Genomic DNA, 23,830 nt, shown 5'->3' with positions numbered 1-23,830 from the left:
ATATCAGCCGGTCAGCACCCGGTGACGCGGTAGAGCGCTGCTGTTCCCTCACTGTCCACGCGCTCAAACCCGTTTTCCCGGGTGAGGTCCTCCAAGCCCGCTGCCCTTTCGGTCTCGCCCGGGTGCACGGAGCTGATGCCGAAGTCGAGGACGTAGCGCACTCCCGTTTCTTCGACCGCGGGGCAAACCTCCGGATTGGTGGACATCTCGTCCAGGGCGGCGAAGACAACCTTGCCGGCAGCCGATGATGGGAGGACCCCGTACGGAAGCAGGGTGGGGATGCCCGTGTAGGAGTAGGACAGGGAGGCTCCCGTCAGCGGCACCCCGACAACGACCGCGCCCTCCTCAACCTTCTCGGGCAACCGCTGGATGAGCGCCAGTTCCTGGCTGGTCAGCAGCTGCGAATTCTCCGTAAAGCGGTACTTTGCGGCCGCTTCCGTGACCCCTCGCTGAACCGCACCCAGCGGCGCCAGCGCCACTCCGACGAGCAGCAGTACGACGACGACGGCGGCCGCACGCTTCCTGCTTCCACCCTGCCCACGCAGGAAGGAACGCACCGCCGGTCGTCGGGCAGCGACGTCGATGAGTGCGACAGCTCCAAGCGACGCGAGGATGATCCCGGCCACCGGCAGCATGGCGCTGATCCTGAAGAAGTCGTTGTACCAGACGCCGGCTACGATCCACCGCAGGTCCGGCACTTCCTTCCAGTTCGCGACAACGAACAGCATCGCCGCCAGCGCGTACAGAGCCAGTGTCCAGCGGCGGCGCCTGCGACGAAGAACGACGACGGCTCCGGCAAGAGTCAGGGCGGCGGCAAGATACGCGGGGGGCCGGTAGAGCGGCGAATGCAGGACCACCTCGACGAGGGCCTGGCCCGCGTTGCCGAGTTCGTCCCAATTGTCTGAACTGCTCCGTGCCGGGCGCAGGTTCATCCAGGCGACCGCAAGCACCGCCAGGAATGCGCCGGTCGGCAGCAGCGTCTTCCACGGAGCCTTGTTGTCCCTGCGCAGGCGGCTGTAGGCGGCGGCGAGGACCATCGGCAGGCTGAGGCCCAGAGCGCCGACGAGCGACGACGGATGGGCGAGGGCCAGCCCGGGGAGAACGCCCAACAGCAGCAGGAGGTTGCCGGCCGTCGTGGTACGCAGGGGTGAACCGACGCGCATCAGCTGCACCACGAGCCCGAGTACCACCGGCAGCAAGGCGAGAGACAGCATGAAGGGGTAAACCACGCCGAACTCGTACAGCAGGTAGGGGAAGCTGCTGTAGGCGCCGGACAATACGGCCGCACTCAGCAGGGCCGCGCGGCGCTCGCCGGTGACCCGCGTGACGAGGAAGAGGCAGCCGAATGACCACACCGCCAGGACAATGGCGAGGTTCACCACGTTGATGGCCGCCGGGATGGACAGGCCAGATGACATCAGAACCACCGCGACCAGCGCATGCCAGCCCGCGGGATAGAAGGTGGGTGCCCGCGTTCCGAGGTACCCAAGGTTCGGTGAGGACGCATTGCCGCTTTCCGCAATGTAACGAATGGCGTTGAGGTGGAAGATGTTGTCGTGCGACTGTGCGATGTTCTCCGGGTCACCGAAGATCCACAGTGTGATCAGACCGACGGGTAAAGCTGCAACACCCCACGCAATCAGGGTCCGGCGCAGCGGTCCGCCGGGGTCCATTGCGAGGGCATCCCGAAACCGCCGGCGGATCAGCCACAACACCAGGGCAACGCCGGCGGAGACGCCGAAGAGAGGCCCCAGCGACCAGCGCACGCCGGCCAGGGAGGCAACTTCCGACGCGACGACGACGGCGGTCACACTCAGAGGGCCGGCGAGGGCCAGCAGGGTGAGGCGCCGCAGGCCGAGGATCGCACCCCAAAGCAAGCCCGGACCAAGGAGAACCACTAGCGCCACGAGGAAGCCGGGGAGCGCGCTGAACCAGCTCATGGTCTCCCTCGGTAGGCGGTACGGATGGTCAAACGGGTGCCGGTGAGTGTCAGCGTTACGCTGAAACCCGTGCCGGTTGGCAGTGGGGGCAGTGGTAGAGCACGCGTTGTTCGAGCTCGTTGTCCCCGAGTTCACTGCGGACCACCCGAGTTCCGCACCGAAGGCATCCCCGGTCGGTCCGCCCGTATACCCACAGCGGATCGCGAAGCATTGATCCCGTGGTGACGCGGGTTGACCGCTCCTTGTTCACGTCAAGCAGACGATGCGCCAGCTCCACCATCCGCGGCAGGTTCTTCACCTCACCCACCGGTGTGAGCGGATGCTCGCCGGCAAGAAAGCACAACTCGCACCGGTACACGTTACCGATTCCTGCGAGATTCCGCTGGTCGAGGAGGGCAAGGCCGATGGGACGGTCGGGATCTGAGCGCAGCCGGCGGAGCGCTTCTTCCGCGTTCCAGTCAGGTCCGAGGAGGTCAGGACCAAGGTAGCCGACGGCGTCGTCCTCCTCTGCCTGGGCAATCACCCGCAGGAAACCGAGCTCGAACCCCACCACCGCGTTCGTGTCGGTTTCGAGGATGCACCGGGCCTTGAAGGCCGGTCGGCGCCACTTCCCGCCGCGGGGGTATACGTGCCAGAGGCCCTCCATTTTCAAGTGGGAGTGGATACTCCACTCGTCCTCCACCCGGATGAGCAGGTGCTTGCCGCGGGCGGTGACATTGCGCACCGTGCGTCCGGTGAAGTCCACCGTGGCGAAACGGGGCACCCGGATGTCGCACCGGGTGAGTTCCTTGCCCCGGAGTGCGCGATCGAGGTCGCGGGCGGCCCGCCAGACGGTATCTCCCTCAGGCACGGATCCTCAATCCACGCGGTGTGCTGTAGAAGCCGGCGTCGCCAAGGGCACGTCCGGCCGGGGAATCGAGGGCGGACTCACCGTTGATCTTCTCGACGGCCATCTTGTCTGCTGCGCCGTGTCGGATGGCTGTGACCAGCGCCTCCGCTGCCGCTGTGAGGGCATCCGTGTCTTCGGTGTACGTCAGCATGGTCTTCCCACCGCGCTCCACATACAGGGCGAGCTGTCCGTCGACGAGCACCACCAGGGCGCCGGCCTTTCGGCCCGGGCGGTGACCGCCGTCGTGTGCAGGCCAGCCCAGCGCCGCGCCGAACGGGTTGGCCGGATCGGTGGCGGCAAGGGCAACGGCGGCCGGCTTCTTCGCCACGGCGGCATCCGGGCGGGCATCGGCGCTGAAGGAGCGGAGCCGGTCGACCGTCGACGGCACGGCGAATTGGGCGGCGCCGAGGTGCTCGATGAAGTAGCCGCGGCGGCAGCGTCCCATCTCCTCCAGGCGGGAGAGCATTTTGTACATCAACCCGAATCCGCCGGGGATACCCTCGCTGGCGACGGACCCGCGGGTGAGGATCCCGTAGCGATCCATGAGCAGCTCAGCCGTGGCGTGCGCCTGGATGGTGGTGTCGCCTTCGACGGCAGGAAGCAGGGACCACCGGCCGGCCACCTGTGGAGGAGTGCTGCGCTGGTAGCCTGTGCCGCCGTCGTTCGCGGCCGACAACCCCGCAGTCCGCAGACTGCTGCCGGTGAGCGACGGCGCCCTGCCCAACCGCCCCATCCTCGCCGTCCGTGCTCGCGGGGTGGGGGTGCGCTGTTTGTGGGCGGTCTTCCCGCCGGCCAGCAGGGAGCGCACAGGTGTGAACGTGTCATTGCCGATCCGTCCGGCCCACACCAGGTCCCACAGGGCGGCGGTCACCGTGCCGTCGGCGGGCTGATTGCCGTTGGTCAGCCCCTGCACCAATTGGCGGAAGAAGTACGCGCCACCGCCGGCGAGCAGTTCCAGGAGTTCCTGCTGCAGCGCGGTGGGCTCGAACTCCGGATCCGGCCGCAGGGTCAGTGGGGCGTTCTCCGCCAGATGAAGCGAGATCCAGCCGTCATTGCCGGGAAGGGACCCGGCGCCGGACCACACGACCTCACCTGTTGCGGCCAGCTCATCGAGCATGGCCGGGCTGTAGTTGGACACGCGCGAACGGAGGATGAGCGGTTCCCAGGCCGAAGCGGGGATGGGCACACCGGACAGTTGGTCGATGACAGTGGCGACACCGTCGAGCCCGCGCAGACCCGAGCCGACGTGCTGCCATGCAGGCAGGAACCGGCCGTACGCCGCAGGGTCCACTGGCTCGACCTCGTGCCGCAGGGCCGCCAGGGAACGGCGCCGGAGCCGCCGCAGGACCTCCGTGTCACACCATTCACTTGAGGCGGCCTGATGGTCGGGCGCGGACTCGGTCGGGCGGAACTCGCCTTCCACCACCCGGCCGTCCGCGGAAAGCCGCTGCAGGGCAGTGACGACGACGGCGACACCCAGTCCCAGCCGTGCTGCGGCTTCGGCGGCGGTGAAAGGACCGTGGGTGCGGGCATAACGGCCGACCAGATCGCCGAGCGGGTCCGGCACCGGTTCGATGAACGCCAGCGGGACACCCATCGGCAGCGGCACGCCGAGGGCGTCACGCAGCCGGGCGGCGTCTTCCACTGCAGCGATGCGCTCGGCGCCGGCTACGTTCACCCGCAAGGCCCGATTCGCCTTGACGAGGGCTTCCACGTGGTCGGTGGCGGCGTCGGGGTCCTCCGACCGTTCGGCGATCTCGGCGGCGGTCAACGGCCCTAGCAACCGCAGGAGATCGGCAACGCCCTCAAGTCCGCGCGCCTTCCTGTCTGGAGCAAGGCGCTGCAGTTCCTGCTCGGTGTCCGCGATAACGCCGGCGTCGAGCAGCTCGCGCAGTTCGGCTCGGCCCAGGAGTTCGTTGAGGAGTGTGGGGTCGAGTGACAGAGCAGCCGCCCGGCGTTCCGCCAGCGGGGAATCGCCCTCGTAGAGGAAGGAGGCTACATAACCGAACAGCATGGTGCGGGCGAACGGTGAGGGCTGCGAGGTTGTGGTCTCGACGATCCGCAGTTCCCGGCGGTCGATCTGCCCGGCGATGTCCTTCAGCGCAGGGAGATCGTAGACGTCCTGCAGGCATTCGCGCACCGTCTCGAGGATGATCGGGAAGGTGGGGAATTTGCGCGCCACGTCCAGCAACTGGGCCGAGCGTTGCCGCTGCTGCCACAACGGGCTGCGCTTTGAGGGATTCTGGCGGGGCAGCAGCAGCGCTCTTGCCGCGCACTCCCGGAACCGGGACGCGAAGAGCGCCGAACCGCCCACCTGCGCCGTGACGATGCCGTCCAGTTCTTCGGCGTCGAAGAGGAACAGGTCAGCGCCGGGCGGCTCGTCTTCCATGAGGGGAACGCGCAGCACGATGCCGTCGTCGGAGGCCATGGCTGAGCCGTCCATTCCGTACCGCTGTTCGAGTCGTGCTCCGACGGCCAGCGCCCAGGGTGCGTGAACCGGCATGCCGAAGGGACTGTGAAGGACCACCCGCCAGTCGCCGAGCTCGTCATGGAAGCGCTCGACTACAAGGGTGCGGTCGCTGGGAACGACCTCCGTGGACTGCTGCTGCTCACGGAGATAGGCCAGGAGGTTGCCGAAGGCCCATTCGTCCAGGCCGCTTGCGGTGCACCTCGCGGCGGCGTCCTCATCCGACGCGTTGGTCAGCTCCCGGACGAACTTCCCAAGGGCGCGGCCGAGTTCCACCGGGCGGCCGAGGGAGTCGCCCTTCCAGAAGGGAAGCTTGCCCGGTTGGCCGAAGGCAGGGGACACCAGCACGCGGTCGTGGGTGATGTCCTCGATGCGCCAGCTGGTGGCGCCGAGGGCGAAGACGTCACCGACGCGCGACTCGTAGACCATCTCCTCGTCCAGCTCGCCGACCCGACGCCCGCCCCGGTTCGACCCGGCGTCCTCGGAACCGACAAGGTAGACGCCGAACAGGCCGCGGTCAGGGATGGTGCCACCGGAGGTGACTGCCAGCCGCTGTGCACCCGGCCGGCCGGTGATCGTCCCCTCGACGCGGTCCCAGACGATCCGGGGCCGCAGCTCGGCGAACTCGTCCGAGGGGTACCGTCCGGCGAGGAGATCGAGCGTTGCTTCGAAGGCGGAGCGCGGGAGGGTAGCGAACGGTGCTGATTTCCGGACGACGTCGAACCATTCCTCGACGTCGATGGTATCCAGAGCCGCCGCCGCAACGGTCTGCTGCGCGAGGATATCGAGGGGATTGGTAGGGATGTACAGCGGTTCGATCTGACCGGCGAGCATTCTCTCGACCGTGACGGCGGTGTTCACGAGGTCTCCGCGGTGCTTCGGGAAGAGCACGCCCTCGGACACCTCGCCAACCTGGTGGCCAGCCCGGCCAACACGCTGCAGCCCGCTGGCCACGGAGTGCGGCGACTCCACCTGGATGACCAGGTCCACCGCGCCCATATCGATCCCCAGCTCGAGCGAAGACGTCGCGACGACGCAGCGCAGGCGGCCTGACTTCAGATCATCTTCGATCAGGGCACGCTGATCCTTGGACACGGAGCCGTGGTGTGCCCGAGCGAGCAGCGGCTCTGCACCTTCCGTCTGCCCGGCCTGCGCCATCACCTCGGCAGGAGGGCGCTGCGGCTCGGCCTTCTCCCCAGGCGCAGCAGCACCCGGTGAATCCCAGAATGAAGCCGCTTCGAGACGCTCAGCGTGGATCTCGTTCAACCGGGCCGTCAACCGCTCGGCCAGACGGCGGGAATTTGCGAAGACGATCGTTGACCGCTTGGTCTCGATGAGATCCACGATCTTCTCTTCGACATGTGGCCAGATACTCGGTGACGGGGTAGGGCCGCCGTCGTCATCCGAGGCAGGTGAACCGCCCAGCTCCGTCATGTCCTCCACGGGAACGGTGACGGTGAGGTCCCAGGACTTCTTGGACGGCGGTGCCACGATCTCCACGGGAGCGTCCCCGGCGAGGAAGCGGGCGACCGTCTCCTTCGGTTCGACTGTTGCCGACAGGCCGATGCGCTGCACGGGCTTGTCGAGCATCGCGTCAAGCCTCGCCAGGGAAACGGCGAGGTGCGCTCCGCGCTTTGTTCCGGCGACGGCGTGGACCTCATCGATGATGACCGTGTCCAGGTCCGTCAGCGTTTCCCTTGCCCGTGAGGTGAGCATCAGGAAAAGTGACTCTGGTGTGGTGATCAGGATGTCGGGAGGGCGGGTGAGCAGCGTACGGCGCTCGGCCTGCGGGGTGTCACCGGATCGAACGCCGACGGTGACGGAGGGTGCGGGAAGTTCGAGCCGCTTGGCCGTCTGCGTGATGCCGATCAACGGCGCCCGAAGATTTCGCTCCACGTCCACGCCGAGAGCCTTCAGCGGTGAGATGTAGAGGACACGGGTTGAACGTTTACCCTCGACCGGCCGGGCTATGAAGCTGTCCAGCGCCCAGAGAAACGCAGCGAGGGTTTTTCCTGACCCGGTCGGTGCAACGACAAGCGCGTGGGACCCGGCGGACACCGCGTTCCACGCGCCCTCCTGTGCGGGCGTGGGTGCGGAGAAGGCGCCCTCAAACCACTGGCGTGTGGCGGGCGTGAATTTCCCTAGCACCGATGTCATCGACTCATCATCTCCTACCCTTCCGACATTTTCTCAGGTGGGCGGACAAGCCGCGGGGGGCCGGTTATGGCGCGAGCGGCTTGGTCGGCGCCACCGTCATGAGCACCACGTCCTCCGAGGCGCACGCCATGCCGACCTGGTCAACGAGCAGCGACGCAGTGTCGTTCGGTGGGTACACCCGCAGTCCGGTAACTTCCGTCGGTTCGCACTCAGCGCCGTAGTTCTCGGCGTTGGTTTGCTTGACAGGCGCAACGGCCATTTCTCCCGGCGCCAGAACCACCTCGGCGGATTCGCCCGGCTCGCGGTCTGCGGGAGCCCCGACCTGCTCGCCCGCGGCGTCAACATAGGAGACCCCCGGGTAGCCGGTGATCTCGCATTCCTCGTCGGACGCGTTGGTGAAGATGATCTGCCGGTAGACGCTGCCCGCGGCGCCTCCTCCCATTTCGGTTTCAAGCGCGGCACTGAGCATGTCGGCGGTGCATGCGCCGTCGGTGGGCGCCGCCGTCGGGCTGGAGGTTGCGGCCTCCGAAGGATCCGGTTCGCCGCTCTCAGTGGAGTCGGCGGACGGTGACGCTGATGCCGGAACCGAAGACTCCGGCGAGGAGCTGGCTTCCACCGTGGGAGCGGCGGCGGACGACGCCGGACTGGTGGATTCCTGGGCGGGCTCCCCGGACGCGCAGCCGGCCAAGGGAAGCGTTCCGAGGAGAACGGCGGCGGCGAGCAGGCGGGGAGTGGAGAGGCGGGTAGTCATAAAACCACCCTTACGGCGAAGGTTCCCCGCGTCAAACAGCCTCGGCGGTGCAGGGCTGAGTGACGCAGGGAACCCGCTTCCGTTACGCCTTGGCCTTGCGGGTGCGCAGAAGGGCAGCCACTCCGGCGATCAACCCGAGCACGCCTGCTCCGAGGCCGACATAGCCCGCGGTCCCAGCGCCGGAGGTGTCATCGCTCGCGGACGCACTCTCCAGGTCAGCGGTTTCGGCAGCGGATTCCGACTCCACCGCCGCTTCCTCTGCCTCGCCGTGCCCGCCCTCTTCAGCACCGGTCAGGGTGATGGTTGGGGCCGGAGCCTCAAGGCTGTGCGGGTCTTCACCTTCGGCGGGAATTTCAGCCCAGTCGGTCTCGCCTTCCACGCAATTCTGCAGCACGGGGAACGCGATGGTCTCGCCTTCGGCATCAGGCAGCTGGACCGACATATCGAACTGCTGCAGATAGCCGTCCTCGACCGGGGTCTCGGCGGTGTACACAATCTGCCCGACGCGCTCCGTGACGCTGGACCCGTTGTCCAGGGTCAGCGGTTCGTCGAGCTTCTCGGTCACTTTCTCCACGGTCCAGCCGGGAACAATCTCCGGCTTGGCGTCCACCAGCGGCTCCGGCAGGGAGATGGTGAGCTTGTTGGTCGGCGAGCCGTCGCAACCGTGGGAGAAAGACACGTTCAGGACGGCGAACGCCCCGGCCGAAGTGGTGTCGGGTTCGATGGTCACGTGTGCGGCGGCGCCGGCGAGCCCAAGGCCCATCAAGCCGGTGGTCGCGGCGGCAGCTGTCAGGGTACGGCGGACTAAAGTCTTCATGGTGTTACCTCTCAGGGGTGCTAGCTCAAGGGCCAGCGGGATCAGGGAAATGGCGCGTCAGGAGAACGCCGGTGTGAGTCAGTGAGAGGTGGGCAGGGGCGGACCGCGCAGCGGTCGGAAGTCCAGCAGGGGTGCAAGGTAGTTGCGCGCCGGGATGTCGGGGAGGGGCGGCAGGTCGGTGACCGGCAGGATGGCTCTCATCCGGGGAAGCATGACGAGCGGCCGTAGCCACTGCACCGCCAGCTCAACCGCGGACTCCCCGTGATGCAGCATCAGCGCCGTGACCACGACCGCTCCTGCGTGCGCGCCGAACATCACCGGATTATCGAACAGCGAGAAAGCATGCGCATGCTCAAGCCCGCCGGTCGGCGAGCAGTGCACCTGTTGCGGACCGAAGTGGTCACGGGCGGCTGGGACGCACGCCGCCGCCGTCGTAAGCATGGTGAAAGCTTCATGAAGGAGGAGTTGGCCTGCGCTCAGGACGCCGAGCACGGCCGGAAGCGAAAGCTTGCTCCGCGACAGCACGGTGGCGGCGAGGAGCGTGGTGACCGCGAGTGCGCCCAGAATGAAGGGGCTGGGGAGCGCTGCTCCACCCGCCAGGTGAGCGGCTGCGGCAAGGAAGAAGACGACGACGGAGCACGCTGCGGCCCGCAGGATGCGGGCGTGGCTGCTCGTCATGGTTCCTCCTCCCCGTATCGACTTCTTCTACTTCCGGTAGAAGAAGTGGTGTTGTCCTACTGTATTCGCTGCTGCGGACACTTTGGCTCGGTCGTACTCACTCGTGATGGTAGGGCCGGCGCCCTGCAATTTCCTGGGACCGATAGAGTTGCTCGGCAAGAATGAGGCGCACCAGTTGGTGCGGGAATACGAGCGGTGAGAGTGACCACACGAAGTCCGCACGCTGGTGCACTTCCGTATTGACGCCGTACGCCCCGCCGATTATCAGCGTGATGTTGCGTGACCTGTCGAGCGGTTGCTGGAGCCGTGCAGCAAGGGTGGGGGAGTCCACGGCTTTGCCCCGCTCATCGAGAAGGATCACGTAGTCACTTGCGTTCTTGCCTGCGAGCCGTTCAAGGAGGCGGGCAGACTCCTCGTCGCGAGCAGCGTCGCCCTCGCGGGCTGAATGCGGGATGAGCTGCCACGAGAGGTCGAAAGGCTTCTTGAGCCGCTTCTCGTAGCGGGCAATTCCCTCGGCCACCCAGGATTCATGTTTCCGGCCGACAGCCAGAGCGCGTAATGCCATGTGTATCAACGTAGCGCGACCGCCAACACACCCCCGTATCGAGGTTTTCATAAGGTACGCCCCGGAAGCTTCCTGCATAAAATAGATGTGTGCATACGTGCACACATCTACCCGGCGCGAGGCTCAGCTTGCCGGGACGTTCCAGCTCCGCTGGGACTGTTCATATCGGTCCCTACCACCAGACCCCGGTGGTAGGCGAACCTAGGAGCCACCATGGATGTTTTCGAAAGCCTCGAATCGAATGTCCGGTCCTACTGCCGAAACTGGGACACGGTTTTCTCCCATGCGGAGGGAAGCACGGTCCATAGCGAGGACGGAAGGGCGTATGTAGATTTCTTCTCCGGTGCAGGCGCCTTGAACTACGGCCACAACAACCCCCTCCTACTTGCACCGTTGATTCAATACCTGCAGTCCGGTGCCATCGTGCACTCACTCGACATGAAGACGGCGGCCAAGCGAAGATTCCTGGAAACCTTCCGTGACCTGATTCTGATCCCACGCGGACTGGACTACAAGGTGATGTTCACCGGGCCGACCGGCACCAATGCCGTCGAAGCCGCCCTCAAGCTCGCCCGCAAGGTCACTGCTCGGCACCATGTCCTCAGTTTCACCAACGCGTTCCATGGGATGACCCTGGGCTCGCTGTCGGTGACGGGCAATTCCATGAAGCGAGGGGGAGCGGGCATCCCGCTCAACAACGCTTCAAGTCTTCCGTACGACGGTTACCTTCCTGATCAGGCGGATCACCTGATGTGGCTACGGCAGGTCCTGGAGGACAAGGGGTCAGGGGTCGACATGCCGGCGGCCGTCATCGTGGAGACTGTCCAGGGCGAGGGAGGGCTCAGGGCAGCGCGGATGTCCTGGCTCAAGGATCTATGCGAGCTGTGCCACGTGCATGGCATTCTCCTGATCGTTGACGATGTACAGGCCGGTTGCGGACGATCGGGGTCATTTTTCAGCTTCGAGGCGGCGGGGATAACACCCGATATCGTCTGCCTGTCGAAGTCCATATCGGGTTTCGGGTTGCCTATGGCACTGACGTTGTTCCGGCCGGCACTGGATATCTGGGAACCGGGCGAGCATAACGGGACCTTTCGCGGACATAACCCCGCATTCGTCACGGCGACCGCAGCACTCGAGGAGTACTGGAGCGACGGGGCCTTTCAGGAAGAGGTCGGCGCTCGCATAGCCCAACTGCACGAGGGGTTGGGAACCATTGCCGCCCGCACCTGCGGGGCGACGGTTCGCGGGCGGGGCATGATCGCCGGGATCCACTATCAGGACCCGGAGACAGCCCGCAAAATCACCGCGGAGGCTTTCCGCGCCGGCCTGCTCGTGGAGACTTCAGGCCCGCAGAGCGAGGTTGTGAAGACGATGCCGCCGCTCACCATCACCGCGGACGACCTTTCGCGGGGCCTGGGCATACTCGCGGAGGCTGCCTCCTCGGTCACCGGTGATTCCTTCGCTGAAGCTGACGTCGCATGACGGCGGGCGCTGAAGCACCCCCGGCTGATGGTGTCCCTTATGCCGGTGGATCCGCGTACGTGCATTCGGTGGGAGCACCTGGATGCCAACCGCCATTGGGAAGCCTGATCGTACAAAAGTTCGGTGGTTCTTCTGTCAAGGATCCCGCGTGCATCCAGCGGGTGGCTCATCGGCTCGCCAGCGCGCACTCGGCCGGATACAAGGTGGTGGGCGTGGTTTCTGCGATGGGCGACACCACGGACCAGTTGCTGAAACTGGCGGGCTGTGTATCTGAACATCCGTGTCAACCGCATCTGGATGCGCTATTGATGACGGGCGAGCTCATTCCGACGACACTCCTCGCCATGGCCCTTGCTGATCTCGGCGTAAGCGCCCGCACGTTCACTGGCAAACAGGCGGGAGTCCTGACCGACCACGCCTACGGTCATGCTCACATCGTTGAGGTCAAACCCCATCGAGTCCGCGACTGGGTCGATCAGGGAGGCATCGCCATCGTGGCGGGATTCCAGGGCAGGGTCCGGAAGAAGAAGCGAGAAATCACCACCCTCGGCCGAGGAGGATCCGACCTTACCGCCGTAGCGCTCGCCGCAGCGCTGGGAGCGAGTATCTGCGAAATCTATACCGACGTTGACGGCGTTTACACGGCAGATCCCCGGGTGGTGCCAAGCGCCCGAAAGATCGATGCACTTTCGAGTGAGGCGATGCTTGAACTGGCAGCGTCCGGCGCGGGTATCCTGCATCTCCGAAGTGTTGAGTATGCTCGCCGGTGGAACATTCCCATTCACGTGCGGTCGTCGTTCACCCAGAATCCCGGAACTCTTGTCCTGCCGTGCTTGGACGGCAACCGCCGGAGATCCGCAGGGGAACAGCCTGTCGTCTCGATGGTAACCAGCAACAACTCCGCGGCCACGGTCACGATCGCCGATGTGCCGGGGAGACCCGAGGCCACCGTGGGGATTTTCGAGGGCCTGATCAAATCGGGGGTGGCTTTCACCACGATTTCCCAGGCCTCGCACGCATTGGACCACACCAGTTCTGACGTTGTGTTTGCACTTCCATCAGCCGAAGCGTCTACGGCGGTTGCCACCCTGACCGCGCTGCAGGAGACCATCGGATTCAGCAGTGTTCAGGTTCAGGATCGGATGGGCCGGATCACGGTTTCCGGGCTTGGCATGCGATCGTCCGCGGAGGTGCTTTTCGTATTTCTCCGGGAGCTTTCCGACGCGAACATTCCCGTCCAGCTGATGGAAACGTCGGAGCTATCCCTTTCGGCGGTCATCCCTGCAGAATCGCTCCCACTCGCGGTAGCAAGGGTTGAAGCGGCATTCGGCCTCGGGAAAGCCTGGTCGGCTCTTGAAGAAGAGGGGAACCCATGAACAGAACGTCCCAAACCGATTCCGGAATGAACCGCCCCGTCCAACTGCACGGCGTCGGGTCCTTTGGATCGAGCGGAGCCGGACCCGTCCTGAAGGCGGAGGACATCGACCACACTGCCCGCTGGCGGGCGGGCGAGCGGCTCAATCACCTGTTTGAGGGCCGCTGTGACAGCCTGCGGAGCCAGGGGCAGGGAGGCCAGCTGGCCGTTGACGCGGGGGAAGTCATCCTCAGCTATGACGAGCTCGATGGACGGGCGAACCAGCTCGCCCGGCACCTGCTGGTGTGCGGCGCCCGTCCCGGAGACCGGATTGCCCTCCTGTTCGATCAGCCGTGGCAGGCCTATATCGCAATGCTGGCCGTGCTGAAGATCCACGCAGCATACGTCCCTCTTGACCCCGGTTTTCCGGCGGACCGGCTGAAGTACATAGTGGAAGATGCCGACGCTGCCCTGGTCCTGTCCCTCACGCATTTGAAGGATCTGCTCCCTGAAGTCGCTGCCCCCGTAGTGTGCCTCGACCATGTGCGCATACATGTCGCGGCCGAGGATCCGTCCCGCCTGTCTGCCCTTCCCGAAGGCGGTGTGGAGGATGAATTGGCGTACATCATCTACACCTCCGGTTCGACCGGGCGCCCTAAAGGGGTTGGAGTTGAGCATTCCAGTATCTGCAACTTCGTCCGTGTTGCCGCGGAGGTTTACGGCTACACACCGGAGGACCGCGTTTACCAGGGCATGACCATCGCCTTTGACTTCTCTGTAGAGGAAATATGGGTGCCATGGATGATCGGAGCCACTCTGGTTCCCAAGCCCGGCGGTTCCAGCCTTCTGGGAGCTGAACTGGCTGATTATCTGCAGGACCGCCGTATCACCGCGCTGTGCTGCGTTCCGACCCTGCTGGCCACCATCGATGAAGACCTGCCCGGCCTGCGATTCCTGTTGGTCTCCGGTGAGGCCTGCCCCCGCGACCTGATCACCCGCTGGCACCGGCCCGGACGCCGGTTCCTGAACGTCTACGGGCCCACGGAAGCGACTGTCACCGCGACCGTGGCCGTCGCCGACCCGGACCGCTCAGTAACGCTGGGGGTGCCCCTGCCCACCTACTCTGCCGTGATCCTTGACCCTGACGAAGACAGGGCCCTGCAGATCGGCGAAAGCGGGGAGATCGGATTGGCCGGCGTCGGACTAGCCCGCGGATACATTCATCGGCAGGACCTAACTGAGCGGGCGTTCATCGCGGACTTCCTCCAGCTCGACAACAACCCGTCCGGCCGGATCTACCGCACCGGCGACTTGGGAAGAATCAATAACGACGGTGAAATCGAATACTTTGGCCGCATTGACACCCAGGTGAAGATCCGTGGCTACCGTATTGAACTGACAGAAATTGAATCCGTTCTTCTGCAGGTACCAGGCGTCGCTCAGGCGGTCGTGTCGACCTACGAACCTGAGCCCGGGTTGGTGGAGCTGGCCGCCTACTACACGCTGCGCCATGACACCGTGGACCTCGATCCGCATGACATCTACAACATGCTCAGGGTTCGACTCCCGGGCTACATGGTCCCGGCCTACTTCGAACAGCTCACGGCCATTCCGATGATGGCCAGCGACAAGGCCGACCGGAAACGCCTACCGCAGCCGGCGAACAGGCTTAGTCTGGCCGTTACCGGCACCTATACGGCGCCTGCGACGACAATGGAGGAATTGCTGGCAGCGGAACTCGGCGCGGTCCTTCGTCTGGATCGAGTCTCCACCGACGCACACTTCTTCAATGACCTCGGTGCGAACTCCCTGCTGATGGCGCACTTCTGCGCCAGGGTTCGAAGGCATACAGACCTCGTTCCGCCCGCGATGAAGGACATCTATCTGAATCCGTCAGTTCAGCAACTCGCACTGCTTCTGGGCGCGAGCCAGCCGGAGACCGACGGCGGAGCGGCGCCCGCCACGGAGGCCGTTCCGGCGCGGAGGACTGCCAGCACGGCACAGTTCGTCATGTGCGGGGCGCTGCAGGTGCTGATCTTTTTGGGCTACCTCACGTGGGCCTCGCTGCTGCTGGTCTTAGGTTATGAGTGGATCTCGGCGGGCGGCGAACTCGTGCAGATGTGGGCCCGCGCCATAGCTTTCGGTGCTGCAACGTTCGTGGTGCTGTCGCTAGTGCCGGTCCTGTTGAAATGGATCCTGATCGGACGGTGGAAAGCGGCGGAAATCCAGATCTGGAGTATGGCCTATGTCCGGTTCTGGGCGGTCAAAACCCTTATCCAGACCAATCCTCTTGTGCTGTTTGCCGGCTCACCTCTGTACCTGCTGTACCTGCGGATGCTCGGTGCGAAGATCGGAAAGGGCGTCGTTATCTTCTCCCGCATGGTCCCGGTGTGCACCGACCTGTTCACCGTGGGAGATGGCACCGTCATCCATAAGAACTCCTTCTTCCTGTGCTGCCGCGCCCGCTCGGGAGTCATCGAGACGGGTCCCGTGACCTTGGGACGGAATGTGCTCATCTCCGAGAAAACAACCCTGGACATCGGCAGCTCGATGGGAGACGATGCCCAGCTGGGGCACGCCTCGTCCCTGCAAACATCGCAGTCGGTACCAGCCGGGCAGACGTGGCACGGCTCGCCCGCAGCCCTTACCAGCACGAACTACCGGCGCGTGGAGCCCACCAATTGCAGCACCCGCAGGCGGGTTACTTACAGCCTCCTTCAACTGGCGAACCGTCTCTTTCTCGTTTTTCCGGTCGGGCTGCTCGGCTTGTCCGCCCTGCTGCCGGAGTACCTGGGACTGGATCATCTGAGACTGGGAAACCTAGGCTTTTTCCTAGACACCATGCTGGTGACCTTGACGCTGTTCATAGGCGGTTTCATCACCGGTTTAGTTGTTGTCCTGACCGTTCCGCGGCTGTTGAACACCATCCTGAAACCCGATACCGTCTACCCGCTCTACGGCCTGCACTACTCGTTCCAACGCGCCCTGGCGAGGATTTCGAACATAAAGCTGTACAAGGACGTGTTCGGGGACAGCTCCTACATCACTCACTACCTCTCCGCGCTCGGGTACAACCTTGGCAAGGTGGAACAAACCGGATCGAACTTCGGCCCCGAGGTGGCCCACGAATCGCCCTACCTGTCCTCCGTCGGAACAGGAACCATGGTTTCCGACGGCCTGAACCTTATGAACGCCGACTTCTCCAGCACGTCCTTCCAACTGAAACAGGTACGGATCGCTCCACGGAACTTCCTCGGTAACGACCTCACCTTCCCCATCGGTGCCCATGTGGGAGAAAACTGCCTGCTAGCGACGAAAGTAATGATCCCCATCGACGGACCGGTCCGGACCGGGATAGGGCTGCTGGGCTCGCCGCCCTTCGAAATCCCACGCGCGGTCATGCGCGACGCCCAGTTCGACGAACTGAAGATCGAGGAAGCAAAGAACAGGCTTTTGCCCGCCAAGAACCGGCACAATATCGTCAGCATGGTCCTGTTCCTGTCCGTACGCTGGTTCCTGCTGTTCGTCGGCACCCTGCTGACCGCTGTTGCTGTCACCCTCCACGGAGTTCTCGGTGCTCTCGCACTCGCCCTGGCGACGCTGGCATTTCTGGTATTCCGCGTCCTGTTCTCCGTGCTGGTCGAACGCGCAGTGATGGGCTTCCGGCACCTGACCCCGCAGTACTGCTCCATCTACGACCCATACTTCTGGCGCCATGAGCGGCTGTGGAAGCTGCTGGCGACACCGCCATTCAACGGGACCCCGTTCAAAGCGCTCATCTGGAGAATGCTCGGCGTGAAGGTCGGAAAGAGGCTCTACGATGCCGGGGTCAATATCCCAGAGAAAACCCTGGTGACCATCGGGGACGACTGTGCCTTTAATGAAGGCACCGCCATACAGGGCCACTCCCTTGAGGACGGAACGTTCAAGTCGGACCACATCGTGCTAGGCGACCGCTGCTCTCTAAGCGTTGAGTCCTTCGTCAACTACGGGGTCACCATGGGCAACGGCGTCGTCCTCGAAGCTGACTCCCTCCTAATGAAGGGCGAGGATGTGCCGGACAACTCCGTCTACGCCGGCAACCCCGCCCGCGAAACCAGAAAGGCAGCAAGGACGGCGACAATCCCGCCCGGCCCGCGGCACCGGGCAGCAAACAGGCGGCTCCCAGCCAGCTGGCGCCCATCCCACGGCTCCCACCGAATCCCTGCCCACGAGGCACATCGGAAACCCGCCCTCATAGCGCGCCACTAACCGAATCTACGAATAGGACAACGTCAATGGTACGCAGAGCAAAGCCACCGAAGCTCACAGAAACCTTCACGGAATCCCCAACCTGCTGCCAACACGGCTATGGGGGAGGCTGCTGTTCACATGCAAAAGCCAACCGGCCATGCGGCGGCCCCTTGCCAGGAACGACCAGAACCAAGATAAGGAAATCACCTTCCTCCGACATCAGAATGATCTCATTGCGGCGGGCAATAGCTTCGTCGACCTGTTACTGGCGCCCCTGCGTGGCGGCGGTCCTAGCGATCACGGTTTCTTCATGTTCTGCGCAGGGCGATGCGTCGTTGGACCCTGCAGAATCCTCCCCGCCGACGGCCGTCGAAGCATCGCCGGCAGCTTCGGCTGGCGCGGGTGATCTACTCCCCGACCTGGTAATGCTGCCGCTGCAATCGATCCACATCGGTTATGACCGCGGCGAGAAGGTGCTTCGCTTCACCGCCGATGTCCTCAATGACGGTGACGGTCCGATGCAAGTGACCGGTACCCGGTCCAGTACAGAAGAGCCCGATCTGAAGGTTTCTCAAGACGTCCTGCAAGCAGATGGTAATTGGAGGTCGGTGGAAACGGACGCCATCATGCGGTACGAAACTTTCGACGGGCACGACCACTTCCACCTGCAGGAGTTCGAGCGCTACCGGATGCGACCGGAGGACAGTGACGAGTGGCGGGGCTCCCGCAAGGAAGGATGGTGCCTACGTGATGACGGCGCCCTGCGCGACACACCCTCCAGATACAGCGACGACGACTATTACTGCGGCGAAGACGAAGAATCAGAGCTTACGGAGCTAATTCAAGGAATGACCGAAGGATGGGTGGACTCCTACGACTGGTACCTCGAGGGTCAATACATCGAGCTGAAGGACCTGAAACTGCCCGGAAACTTCTGCCTCGAGGCAGAGGCAGATCCTAACCGTGCCCTTACCGAGAAAAACGACGACAACAACCTGACCTCGACCCTGGTGCACATCACCGAAAGAGAGGCCACCGTCGTCAAACAGGGCTGTTAACGCTCGAAGCTTCCGGTAACTCGGAACTTCCTCCCTTCTCCTTGTAGCGTGCAGGATCGGAGCTCCTGGCTCGTGGAAGACGGTGCCTTAGAAGTGGAAGGCATATCCATCGGGGCGGGCTGTTCACTCGGGGTGAATGCCTTCGTGCACTACGGGGTAACGATGGAGGACTCCGCTGTACTCGAGGCGGAAGACCACGACTGGCTAACCGACCAGCCAGCGCCACCAGCGTGATTGTTCCGGTTCCGGCGTCCGTTCCGGTTCCGGCTCCGGCTCTTCCCCCAGGGCCAGTGCGGCCTCGACGATGTCGTCTGCCGTGAGCGTCATAACGGCCTCACGGTCGAGCGCGTCGAGACTTTGATCCTCCGACGACAGCCGCAGCGCCTGACGGTTAAGGGCCTGCTCGAACAGCGTGCGGGCGAACCGTGCGTTGCCGGAGTCCTCGCCCGCGTGAAGCCCGGCGAGGATGCGGCGCAACATCTGGTCGGCACCCGGCTCCAGGGTGTACTCATGCTGGGCCAACATCCGGTGGAAGATCGTCTGGAGTGCGTCGACGGAGTAGTCGGGGAACGTGATCTCGCGGGCAAACCGGGAGCGCAGCCCGGGGTTTGAGAGCAGGAAGGACTCCATCAGCCGCGGGTATCCGGCCACGATCACGACAAGGCGGTGGCGGTGGTCCTCCATTCGCTTGAGCAGGACCTCGATCGCCTCGGGGCCGAAGTCCATCCGGCCGTCCTCCGGGGCCAGCGCGTAGGCCTCGTCGATGAACAGAACGCCGTCCAGCGCACGCCGGATCACCCGGTCCGTCTTGATGGCGGTCGCGCCCACGTACTGTCCCACCAACCCCGACCGGTCGACCTCGACAAGGTGGCCCTTCTGCAGCAGACCGACCGTGCGGTACATCTCCGCCAGGAGCCGCGCCACGGTGGTCTTGCCCGTGCCCGGGTTTCCGAGGAACACCAGATGCTGTGAAGTGGCCACCTCCGGTAGGCCATGCGTCTTACGGCGGGCCTGGACCTGGAGCAGTGCGACGAGGGCCCGGACCTGTTCCTTCACGGTTTCCAGTCCGACCAGGGCGTCGAGCTCGGCCTGCAGTTCGGAGAGCGGTCGGGCCGGTCCAGGCCTCGTACCGATGAGATCGCCGACCAGGTCGTCGACGCGCTCCGAACCGGGCAGCTTGAGTTGGTCGGCCAGATGACCGATGGTTTCGCGCAGGTCATCGAGCGGATTCCGGCTGGCAGCCATGCCTCCACTGTAGTACTGAGCGGCACCAACAACGCAGAAGGTCCCAGTTACCTTGGGGGTAAACCGGGACCTTCTCACGTGGCGGTGACGGTGGGATTTGAACCCACGTTGGCTTTTACACCAAACAACATTTCGAGTGTTGCACCTTCGGCCGCTCGGACACGTCACCAACGGTGCCCTACTTTACCGGCTGAGGTGCCCTCCGCCCAAAATGGGCAGTACTACAGGTTCACGACGTCGTTCTTGCCCGGATCGGGGCGCTCGCCGGTAACCATCCCCTTGGCGATTTTGAAGGCGGCCACGACGCGCGGTGTATCCATCGACCAGTACTCGGCAGTGTCCGCGTCGACCTTGATCAGTGCCACCGAGGGATCGTCCTTCCCATCGAACCAGGGCTTCACGGAAGCGCTCCACAGCTCGTCGATCTTCGCCCGATCCTTCGTCAGCATGGCGGTGCCGGCGATGGAAAGGTACCCCTTGTCGCTGCTGATGGACACGTTGACCTGTGGGTTGGCCCGGATGTCGTCCGCCTTCGGAGAGGGATCCTCCGTGAAGAACCACAGGTCGCCGTCGAACTCCGCCTCCTGGACCGCGAGCGGTCGGCTCACGAGCTGACCCTGGGCATTGATAGTGGTCAGGATCGCGATGTCCGCGTCCTTGACGATCTTGATGAGTTCCTTCATGCCGTCCTACTGCGAGTTCATTCCTTCTCCATATTCCTCGTGCTCGTTACTCTTGGTGCTCGTTACTCTTGGTGCTCGTTCGATGTGCTGCGCGAGTGGTCATTCAGTGTGGGGGTGTCCTCCGGTGAAGGCGTCCCAGCTTCCCCCAGCCGCCCGTGACTGAATTCGACCCCGGCGATGACCGCAGGACAGTACCCGGATGTGCCCCTTCCCCGCCCCGCCGAAGCGCGACGAGATCCATCAACGGACCGACGCACGCATCGTAGATTCGGGGGAGCAGCGCATGCAGGGGTATGAAGGTCCGCTGGACCGCCCCCACGATGGTCACCGCGCGGGGGTTTTCAGCACAGCGGAGAATCGCCTGCGCCACCCTGTCAGGGCGGACCACGGGCGGCAGGGGATGCACGTCATGTCCGGTGTAGTTCGCGGCGTGTTGATAGATGGGCGTGTCGATCGTGGCAGGCAGCACGAGTGAGACGTGTAGCTCCGGCGTCTTGCGCAGCTCCTGCCGGAGTACGCGTACCAGGCCGTACAGGCCGAACTTGCTGGCCACATATGCCGATACATAGGGGGACGTGATTCTTGAGTAGACCGAACCGATGAAGATCAAAGTCCCAGTGCCGGCCTCGCGCATGTGCGAGAGCGCATGCCGGGCGGTAGCCGCCGCACCTACCAGGTTGGTGTCGATGATCTTGCTGAACACGTCCGAAGGCGTGGCTTCGAAGGTGCCATAGCCATACACCGAGGCGTTGATCACGCACACGTCGATCCGGCCGAACTCGGCGATGGCCGCTTGCATCAGGGCCGCTACCTGACCCTCATCGCAAACGTCCGTCGGCACGCAGGCCACGCGGGCGCCCCGTTCCCGGCACTCGTTCGCGACTTCCTGCAGGTTTTCCTCACCACGCGCGGCCAGCACCAGGTGGGCTCCCTGCCCAGCGAATGTGCGGGCGGTGGCTCTACCGATACCGCTGCCGGCGCCGGTAATAACGACGACGGCTCCGGCAATACTTCGACCGCGCTTCACGGGACCTCCAGGGAGTTGATAAGCACGCTTATCAACCACACTACGTCAGCCTCTGCGGATAGCGAAGAAGTCCTTCAAAAGCGCAGAACACTCATCTTCCAGGACCCCGGGGAACACCTCGGTCCAGTGATTCAGGCGACGTTCACGCAAAACGTCGAAGACGGACCCTGAAGCCCCGGCCTTCTCATCCCACGCCCCGAACACGACGCGCGGAATCCGCGCCAGCACGCTGGCTCCCGCACACATCGCACACGGTTCCAGGGTCACCACCAGGGTGCAGCCCTCAAGCCGCCAGGCCCCGATGGCTGCCGCAGCCCGCCGGATGGCCAGGACTTCTGCGTGGGCGGTTGGATCGCCGGTTGCCTCGCGCTCATTCCAACCGGTGCCCAGCACCATCCCGTCAGGACCGACGACGACGGCGCCTATCGGCACGTCCGCCGTCTCGCCAGTGCGCCGAGCGGCTTCCAGCGCCAGTACCATCCACGCGTCGTAGTCCCGGGGCGCAGGAGCAGGGCGGGCGGGCATGAGCCAATGATACTTTTGACCAATGCGCGTTCTGGTTGTCGACCATCCCCTGGTGTCCCACAAGCTGACGGTCCTGAGGGACAAGAACACTCCGTCACCGGTCTTCCGGTTGCTCACCGAGGAGTTGGTAACGCTGCTGGCCTACGAGGCCACCCGGGATGTGCGCGTGGAGCCGGTGCAGATCGAGACTCCGGTGACCACCGCCGTCGGGACGGGCCTGGTGAAGCCGACGCCTCTGGTTGTCCCTATCCTGCGCGCCGGGCTCGGCATGCTTGAGGGAATGACACGCCTCGTGCCCACTGCGGAAGTGGGATTCCTGGGAATGGCGCGCAATGAGGAGACCCTCGAGGCCATCACCTACGCCGAGCGTCTACCGGATGACCTCACCGGCCGGCAGGTGTTTGTTCTCGACCCGATGCTCGCCACCGGCGGCACCCTCCGCGAAGCGATCAAGTTCCTGTTCCGCAGAGGCGCGGCCGATGTTACGTGCATCTGCCTGCTCGCGGCGCCCGAAGGCCTTGAGGCCCTCAGGCAGGAGTTGGAGGGGACCAACGTCACCATCGTGCTTGCCTCGATTGACGAAAAGCTGAACGAGAATGCGTACATCGTCCCCGGTTTGGGCGACGCCGGTGACCGCCTTTACGGCGTCGTAGGTTAGCCTCCCGCTGTCCACAATGTGGTCAGCGGGGTGTGGCACCCGGTTCGCAACCGGCTCACTTTCCAGACGGATTGCTTTGTTCTCTTCGCGAATGCCGCGTACCGTCTGCGATCCGGCGCCGCTGGCACGGCGTGCTTGACGATTAGTCCGGCGGCGTTGCCTGTCCAGAATGCGGACGCTCTACCATTGTTACTTGCGCGTAGCGGATTGTTACGTGCAATAATTCGAATTGTGAACACCAACTCAGCAGCATCTGCAGCCGCAGCTTATTTCCCGGGCGTCTTGCCCGCACAGGGAACTCGCTGCTGTCGAATGTGCGCGTAACGGTTTACCCCACCCTCTTACGCATTTTCTAGCCCAACGGCGGGCTCCACAGAAGCTCCATCCCGACCGGGCACACCCCTGCATTCGAGCCGTGATGACGGCGATTCACCATGAGGTTGTTTAGACATGACCGTTTCTTCCGGATACGTCCACATTTCCCTCCGCAACGCGCAGAACCGCGCCAGCCTTCAACGGCAGGCTTACGGGCAGCGTCCCGGTTTCCCCGCCTACAGCCAGCCAACTGCTGCCGCTTATGCTCCGAGCTACGGACAGCTGAAGCCCGTCCCTTCGCCCGCTGACTCTGCTCAGCCCATCACGGCGCCGGTTCCAGTGGTGACACCCAACGGGATTCCCGGACCGCAGGCGGTCACCGGCGACACCACCGCACGCGGATTCGTGCTGTACGTCGCGCTGGACGAAGACACTGCCGCTGAGCACGACACCACACTGAGCAAGCTGGCACAGGATGTACGGGCCTATGTCCGCACCCTGGTGCCCGGCGCCCAGAGTCACGCTGCAGTTGCGCTTGCTCCTTCAGACGCCGTCGGCACTGACATCGACGTGGTCAGGCAGGCGCTGGGGGACCCGACGGTCAACCGCCGGCCGCGCACCGAGCAGCAGCCCACTCCGCCGCCTGCACCCCGTCCTACCGGTGTCCTGATCGATCTCTCCAGGCGCGAAGTTCACCTGGACGGTGAAATCCTGAACCTGACGTTCAAGGAGTTCGAACTCCTCAACTACCTGGTGGAGAATGCCTCCCGAACCGTGGGGCGCGAGGAACTCCTCAGCGGTCTGTGGCGCAATGCCGATGAGGTGCCTAATGAGCGCACCATTGACGTACACATCCGCCGCCTGCGCTCCAAGCTCGGCCGGCTGGCCAACACCGTCCGCACTGTCCGCGGCCAGGGATACCGGTTCTATGAGCACCCTGAGGTTGTTGTGTGGGCCGCTCCGGAGTACTCCATCTAGCTGCC

Annotated in this window: 17 protein-coding genes and 1 tRNA gene; 6 read left to right on the top strand and 12 right to left on the bottom strand. The window is 64.3% G+C overall.

Annotated elements, in window-relative coordinates:
* Positions 1 to 11: 11 nt before the first annotated feature.
* The 7 genes from AC5RU3_RS07555 to AC5RU3_RS07525 all read right to left on the bottom strand — a co-directional run bounded on the left by AC5RU3_RS07555 (position 12) and on the right by AC5RU3_RS07525 (position 10,264).
* The gene (locus AC5RU3_RS07555) at positions 12 to 1,940 is read right to left on the bottom strand and encodes a DUF6541 family protein (protein ID WP_493965188.1); all 1,929 of its coding nucleotides are present in this window, start codon (positions 1,938 to 1,940) and stop codon (positions 12 to 14) included.
* A 55-nt stretch (positions 1,941 to 1,995) separates the two neighbouring features.
* Positions 1,996 to 2,790, bottom strand: coding sequence for an Fpg/Nei family DNA glycosylase (locus AC5RU3_RS07550; protein WP_309069912.1), 795 nt, complete (start codon positions 2,788 to 2,790; stop codon positions 1,996 to 1,998).
* Complete coding sequence (locus AC5RU3_RS07545) at positions 2,783 to 7,453, bottom strand: ATP-dependent helicase (protein WP_493965187.1); 4,671 nt, start codon at positions 7,451 to 7,453, stop codon at positions 2,783 to 2,785. Before AC5RU3_RS07545 ends, AC5RU3_RS07550 begins: the two co-directional genes overlap by 8 nt.
* A gap of 64 nt (positions 7,454 to 7,517) precedes the next feature.
* Complete coding sequence (locus AC5RU3_RS07540) at positions 7,518 to 8,204, bottom strand: DUF4232 domain-containing protein (RefSeq protein ID WP_493965186.1); 687 nt, start codon at positions 8,202 to 8,204, stop codon at positions 7,518 to 7,520.
* A gap of 82 nt (positions 8,205 to 8,286) precedes the next feature.
* Positions 8,287 to 9,021, bottom strand: coding sequence for a YcnI family copper-binding membrane protein (locus AC5RU3_RS07535; RefSeq protein WP_493965185.1), 735 nt, complete (start codon positions 9,019 to 9,021; stop codon positions 8,287 to 8,289).
* 78 nt (positions 9,022 to 9,099) lie between these two features.
* On the bottom strand, positions 9,100 to 9,699 hold the full coding sequence (locus tag AC5RU3_RS07530; protein WP_493965184.1) for a hypothetical protein: 600 nt from the start codon (positions 9,697 to 9,699) through the stop codon (positions 9,100 to 9,102).
* A 97-nt stretch (positions 9,700 to 9,796) separates the two neighbouring features.
* On the bottom strand, positions 9,797 to 10,264 hold the full coding sequence (locus tag AC5RU3_RS07525; protein ID WP_493965183.1) for a 23S rRNA (pseudouridine(1915)-N(3))-methyltransferase RlmH: 468 nt from the start codon (positions 10,262 to 10,264) through the stop codon (positions 9,797 to 9,799).
* A gap of 213 nt (positions 10,265 to 10,477) precedes the next feature.
* Here AC5RU3_RS07525 and ectB point away from each other — a divergent pair, with 213 nt between their 5' ends.
* From ectB to AC5RU3_RS07505, 4 genes are all read left to right on the top strand, one after another.
* Complete coding sequence (gene ectB, locus AC5RU3_RS07520; protein WP_309069918.1) at positions 10,478 to 11,749, top strand: diaminobutyrate--2-oxoglutarate transaminase; 1,272 nt, start codon at positions 10,478 to 10,480, stop codon at positions 11,747 to 11,749.
* Positions 11,750 to 11,808: 59 nt separating this feature from the next.
* On the top strand, positions 11,809 to 13,125 hold the full coding sequence (locus tag AC5RU3_RS07515; RefSeq protein WP_493965610.1) for an aspartate kinase: 1,317 nt from the start codon (positions 11,809 to 11,811) through the stop codon (positions 13,123 to 13,125).
* Positions 13,122 to 17,354: a Pls/PosA family non-ribosomal peptide synthetase gene (locus AC5RU3_RS07510; RefSeq protein ID WP_493965182.1), complete on the top strand. Its 4,233-nt coding sequence runs from the start codon at positions 13,122 to 13,124 to the stop codon at positions 17,352 to 17,354. The genes AC5RU3_RS07515 and AC5RU3_RS07510 overlap by 4 nt, the downstream gene beginning before the upstream one ends.
* 260 nt (positions 17,355 to 17,614) lie before the next feature.
* A complete protein-coding gene (locus AC5RU3_RS07505) occupies positions 17,615 to 18,394 on the top strand; it encodes a lysyl oxidase family protein (RefSeq protein WP_458116327.1) in 780 nt (259 codons plus the stop codon).
* A gap of 204 nt (positions 18,395 to 18,598) precedes the next feature.
* Here the strand turns inward: AC5RU3_RS07505 and AC5RU3_RS07500 are convergent, their stop codons facing one another.
* The 5 genes from AC5RU3_RS07500 to tadA all read right to left on the bottom strand — a co-directional run bounded on the left by AC5RU3_RS07500 (position 18,599) and on the right by tadA (position 21,874).
* Positions 18,599 to 19,639 carry an AAA family ATPase gene (locus tag AC5RU3_RS07500; RefSeq protein WP_493965181.1) on the bottom strand — a complete coding sequence of 347 codons (1,041 nt, stop codon included), beginning with the start codon at positions 19,637 to 19,639 and terminating at the stop codon, positions 18,599 to 18,601.
* A 79-nt stretch (positions 19,640 to 19,718) separates the two neighbouring features.
* Positions 19,719 to 19,808: transfer RNA gene (locus AC5RU3_RS07495), tRNA-Ser, on the bottom strand.
* A gap of 52 nt (positions 19,809 to 19,860) precedes the next feature.
* Positions 19,861 to 20,322: a pyridoxamine 5'-phosphate oxidase family protein gene (locus tag AC5RU3_RS07490; RefSeq protein WP_309069923.1), complete on the bottom strand. Its 462-nt coding sequence runs from the start codon at positions 20,320 to 20,322 to the stop codon at positions 19,861 to 19,863.
* Between the two features lie 103 nt (positions 20,323 to 20,425).
* Positions 20,426 to 21,349: an SDR family NAD(P)-dependent oxidoreductase gene (locus AC5RU3_RS07485; protein WP_493965180.1), complete on the bottom strand. Its 924-nt coding sequence runs from the start codon at positions 21,347 to 21,349 to the stop codon at positions 20,426 to 20,428.
* 45 nt (positions 21,350 to 21,394) lie between these two features.
* Positions 21,395 to 21,874 (bottom strand): tRNA adenosine(34) deaminase TadA, encoded by a 480-nt coding sequence (gene tadA, locus AC5RU3_RS07480; RefSeq protein ID WP_493965179.1) that lies wholly within the window; start codon positions 21,872 to 21,874, stop codon positions 21,395 to 21,397.
* A gap of 22 nt (positions 21,875 to 21,896) precedes the next feature.
* On the opposite strand from tadA, the gene upp reads away from it, so the two are divergent.
* Positions 21,897 to 22,532, top strand: coding sequence for a uracil phosphoribosyltransferase (upp, locus tag AC5RU3_RS07475; RefSeq protein ID WP_299167573.1), 636 nt, complete (start codon positions 21,897 to 21,899; stop codon positions 22,530 to 22,532).
* A gap of 450 nt (positions 22,533 to 22,982) precedes the next feature.
* The gene (locus tag AC5RU3_RS07470; RefSeq protein ID WP_309069926.1) at positions 22,983 to 23,825 is read left to right on the top strand and encodes a winged helix-turn-helix domain-containing protein; all 843 of its coding nucleotides are present in this window, start codon (positions 22,983 to 22,985) and stop codon (positions 23,823 to 23,825) included.
* Positions 23,826 to 23,830 lie beyond the last annotated feature (5 nt).

This window comes from Arthrobacter sp. MDB1-55 (assembly GCF_059092925.1).
The sequence above is the reverse complement of the archived record's forward strand: the minus strand, read 5'-3'. Positions and strand labels throughout refer to the sequence as shown.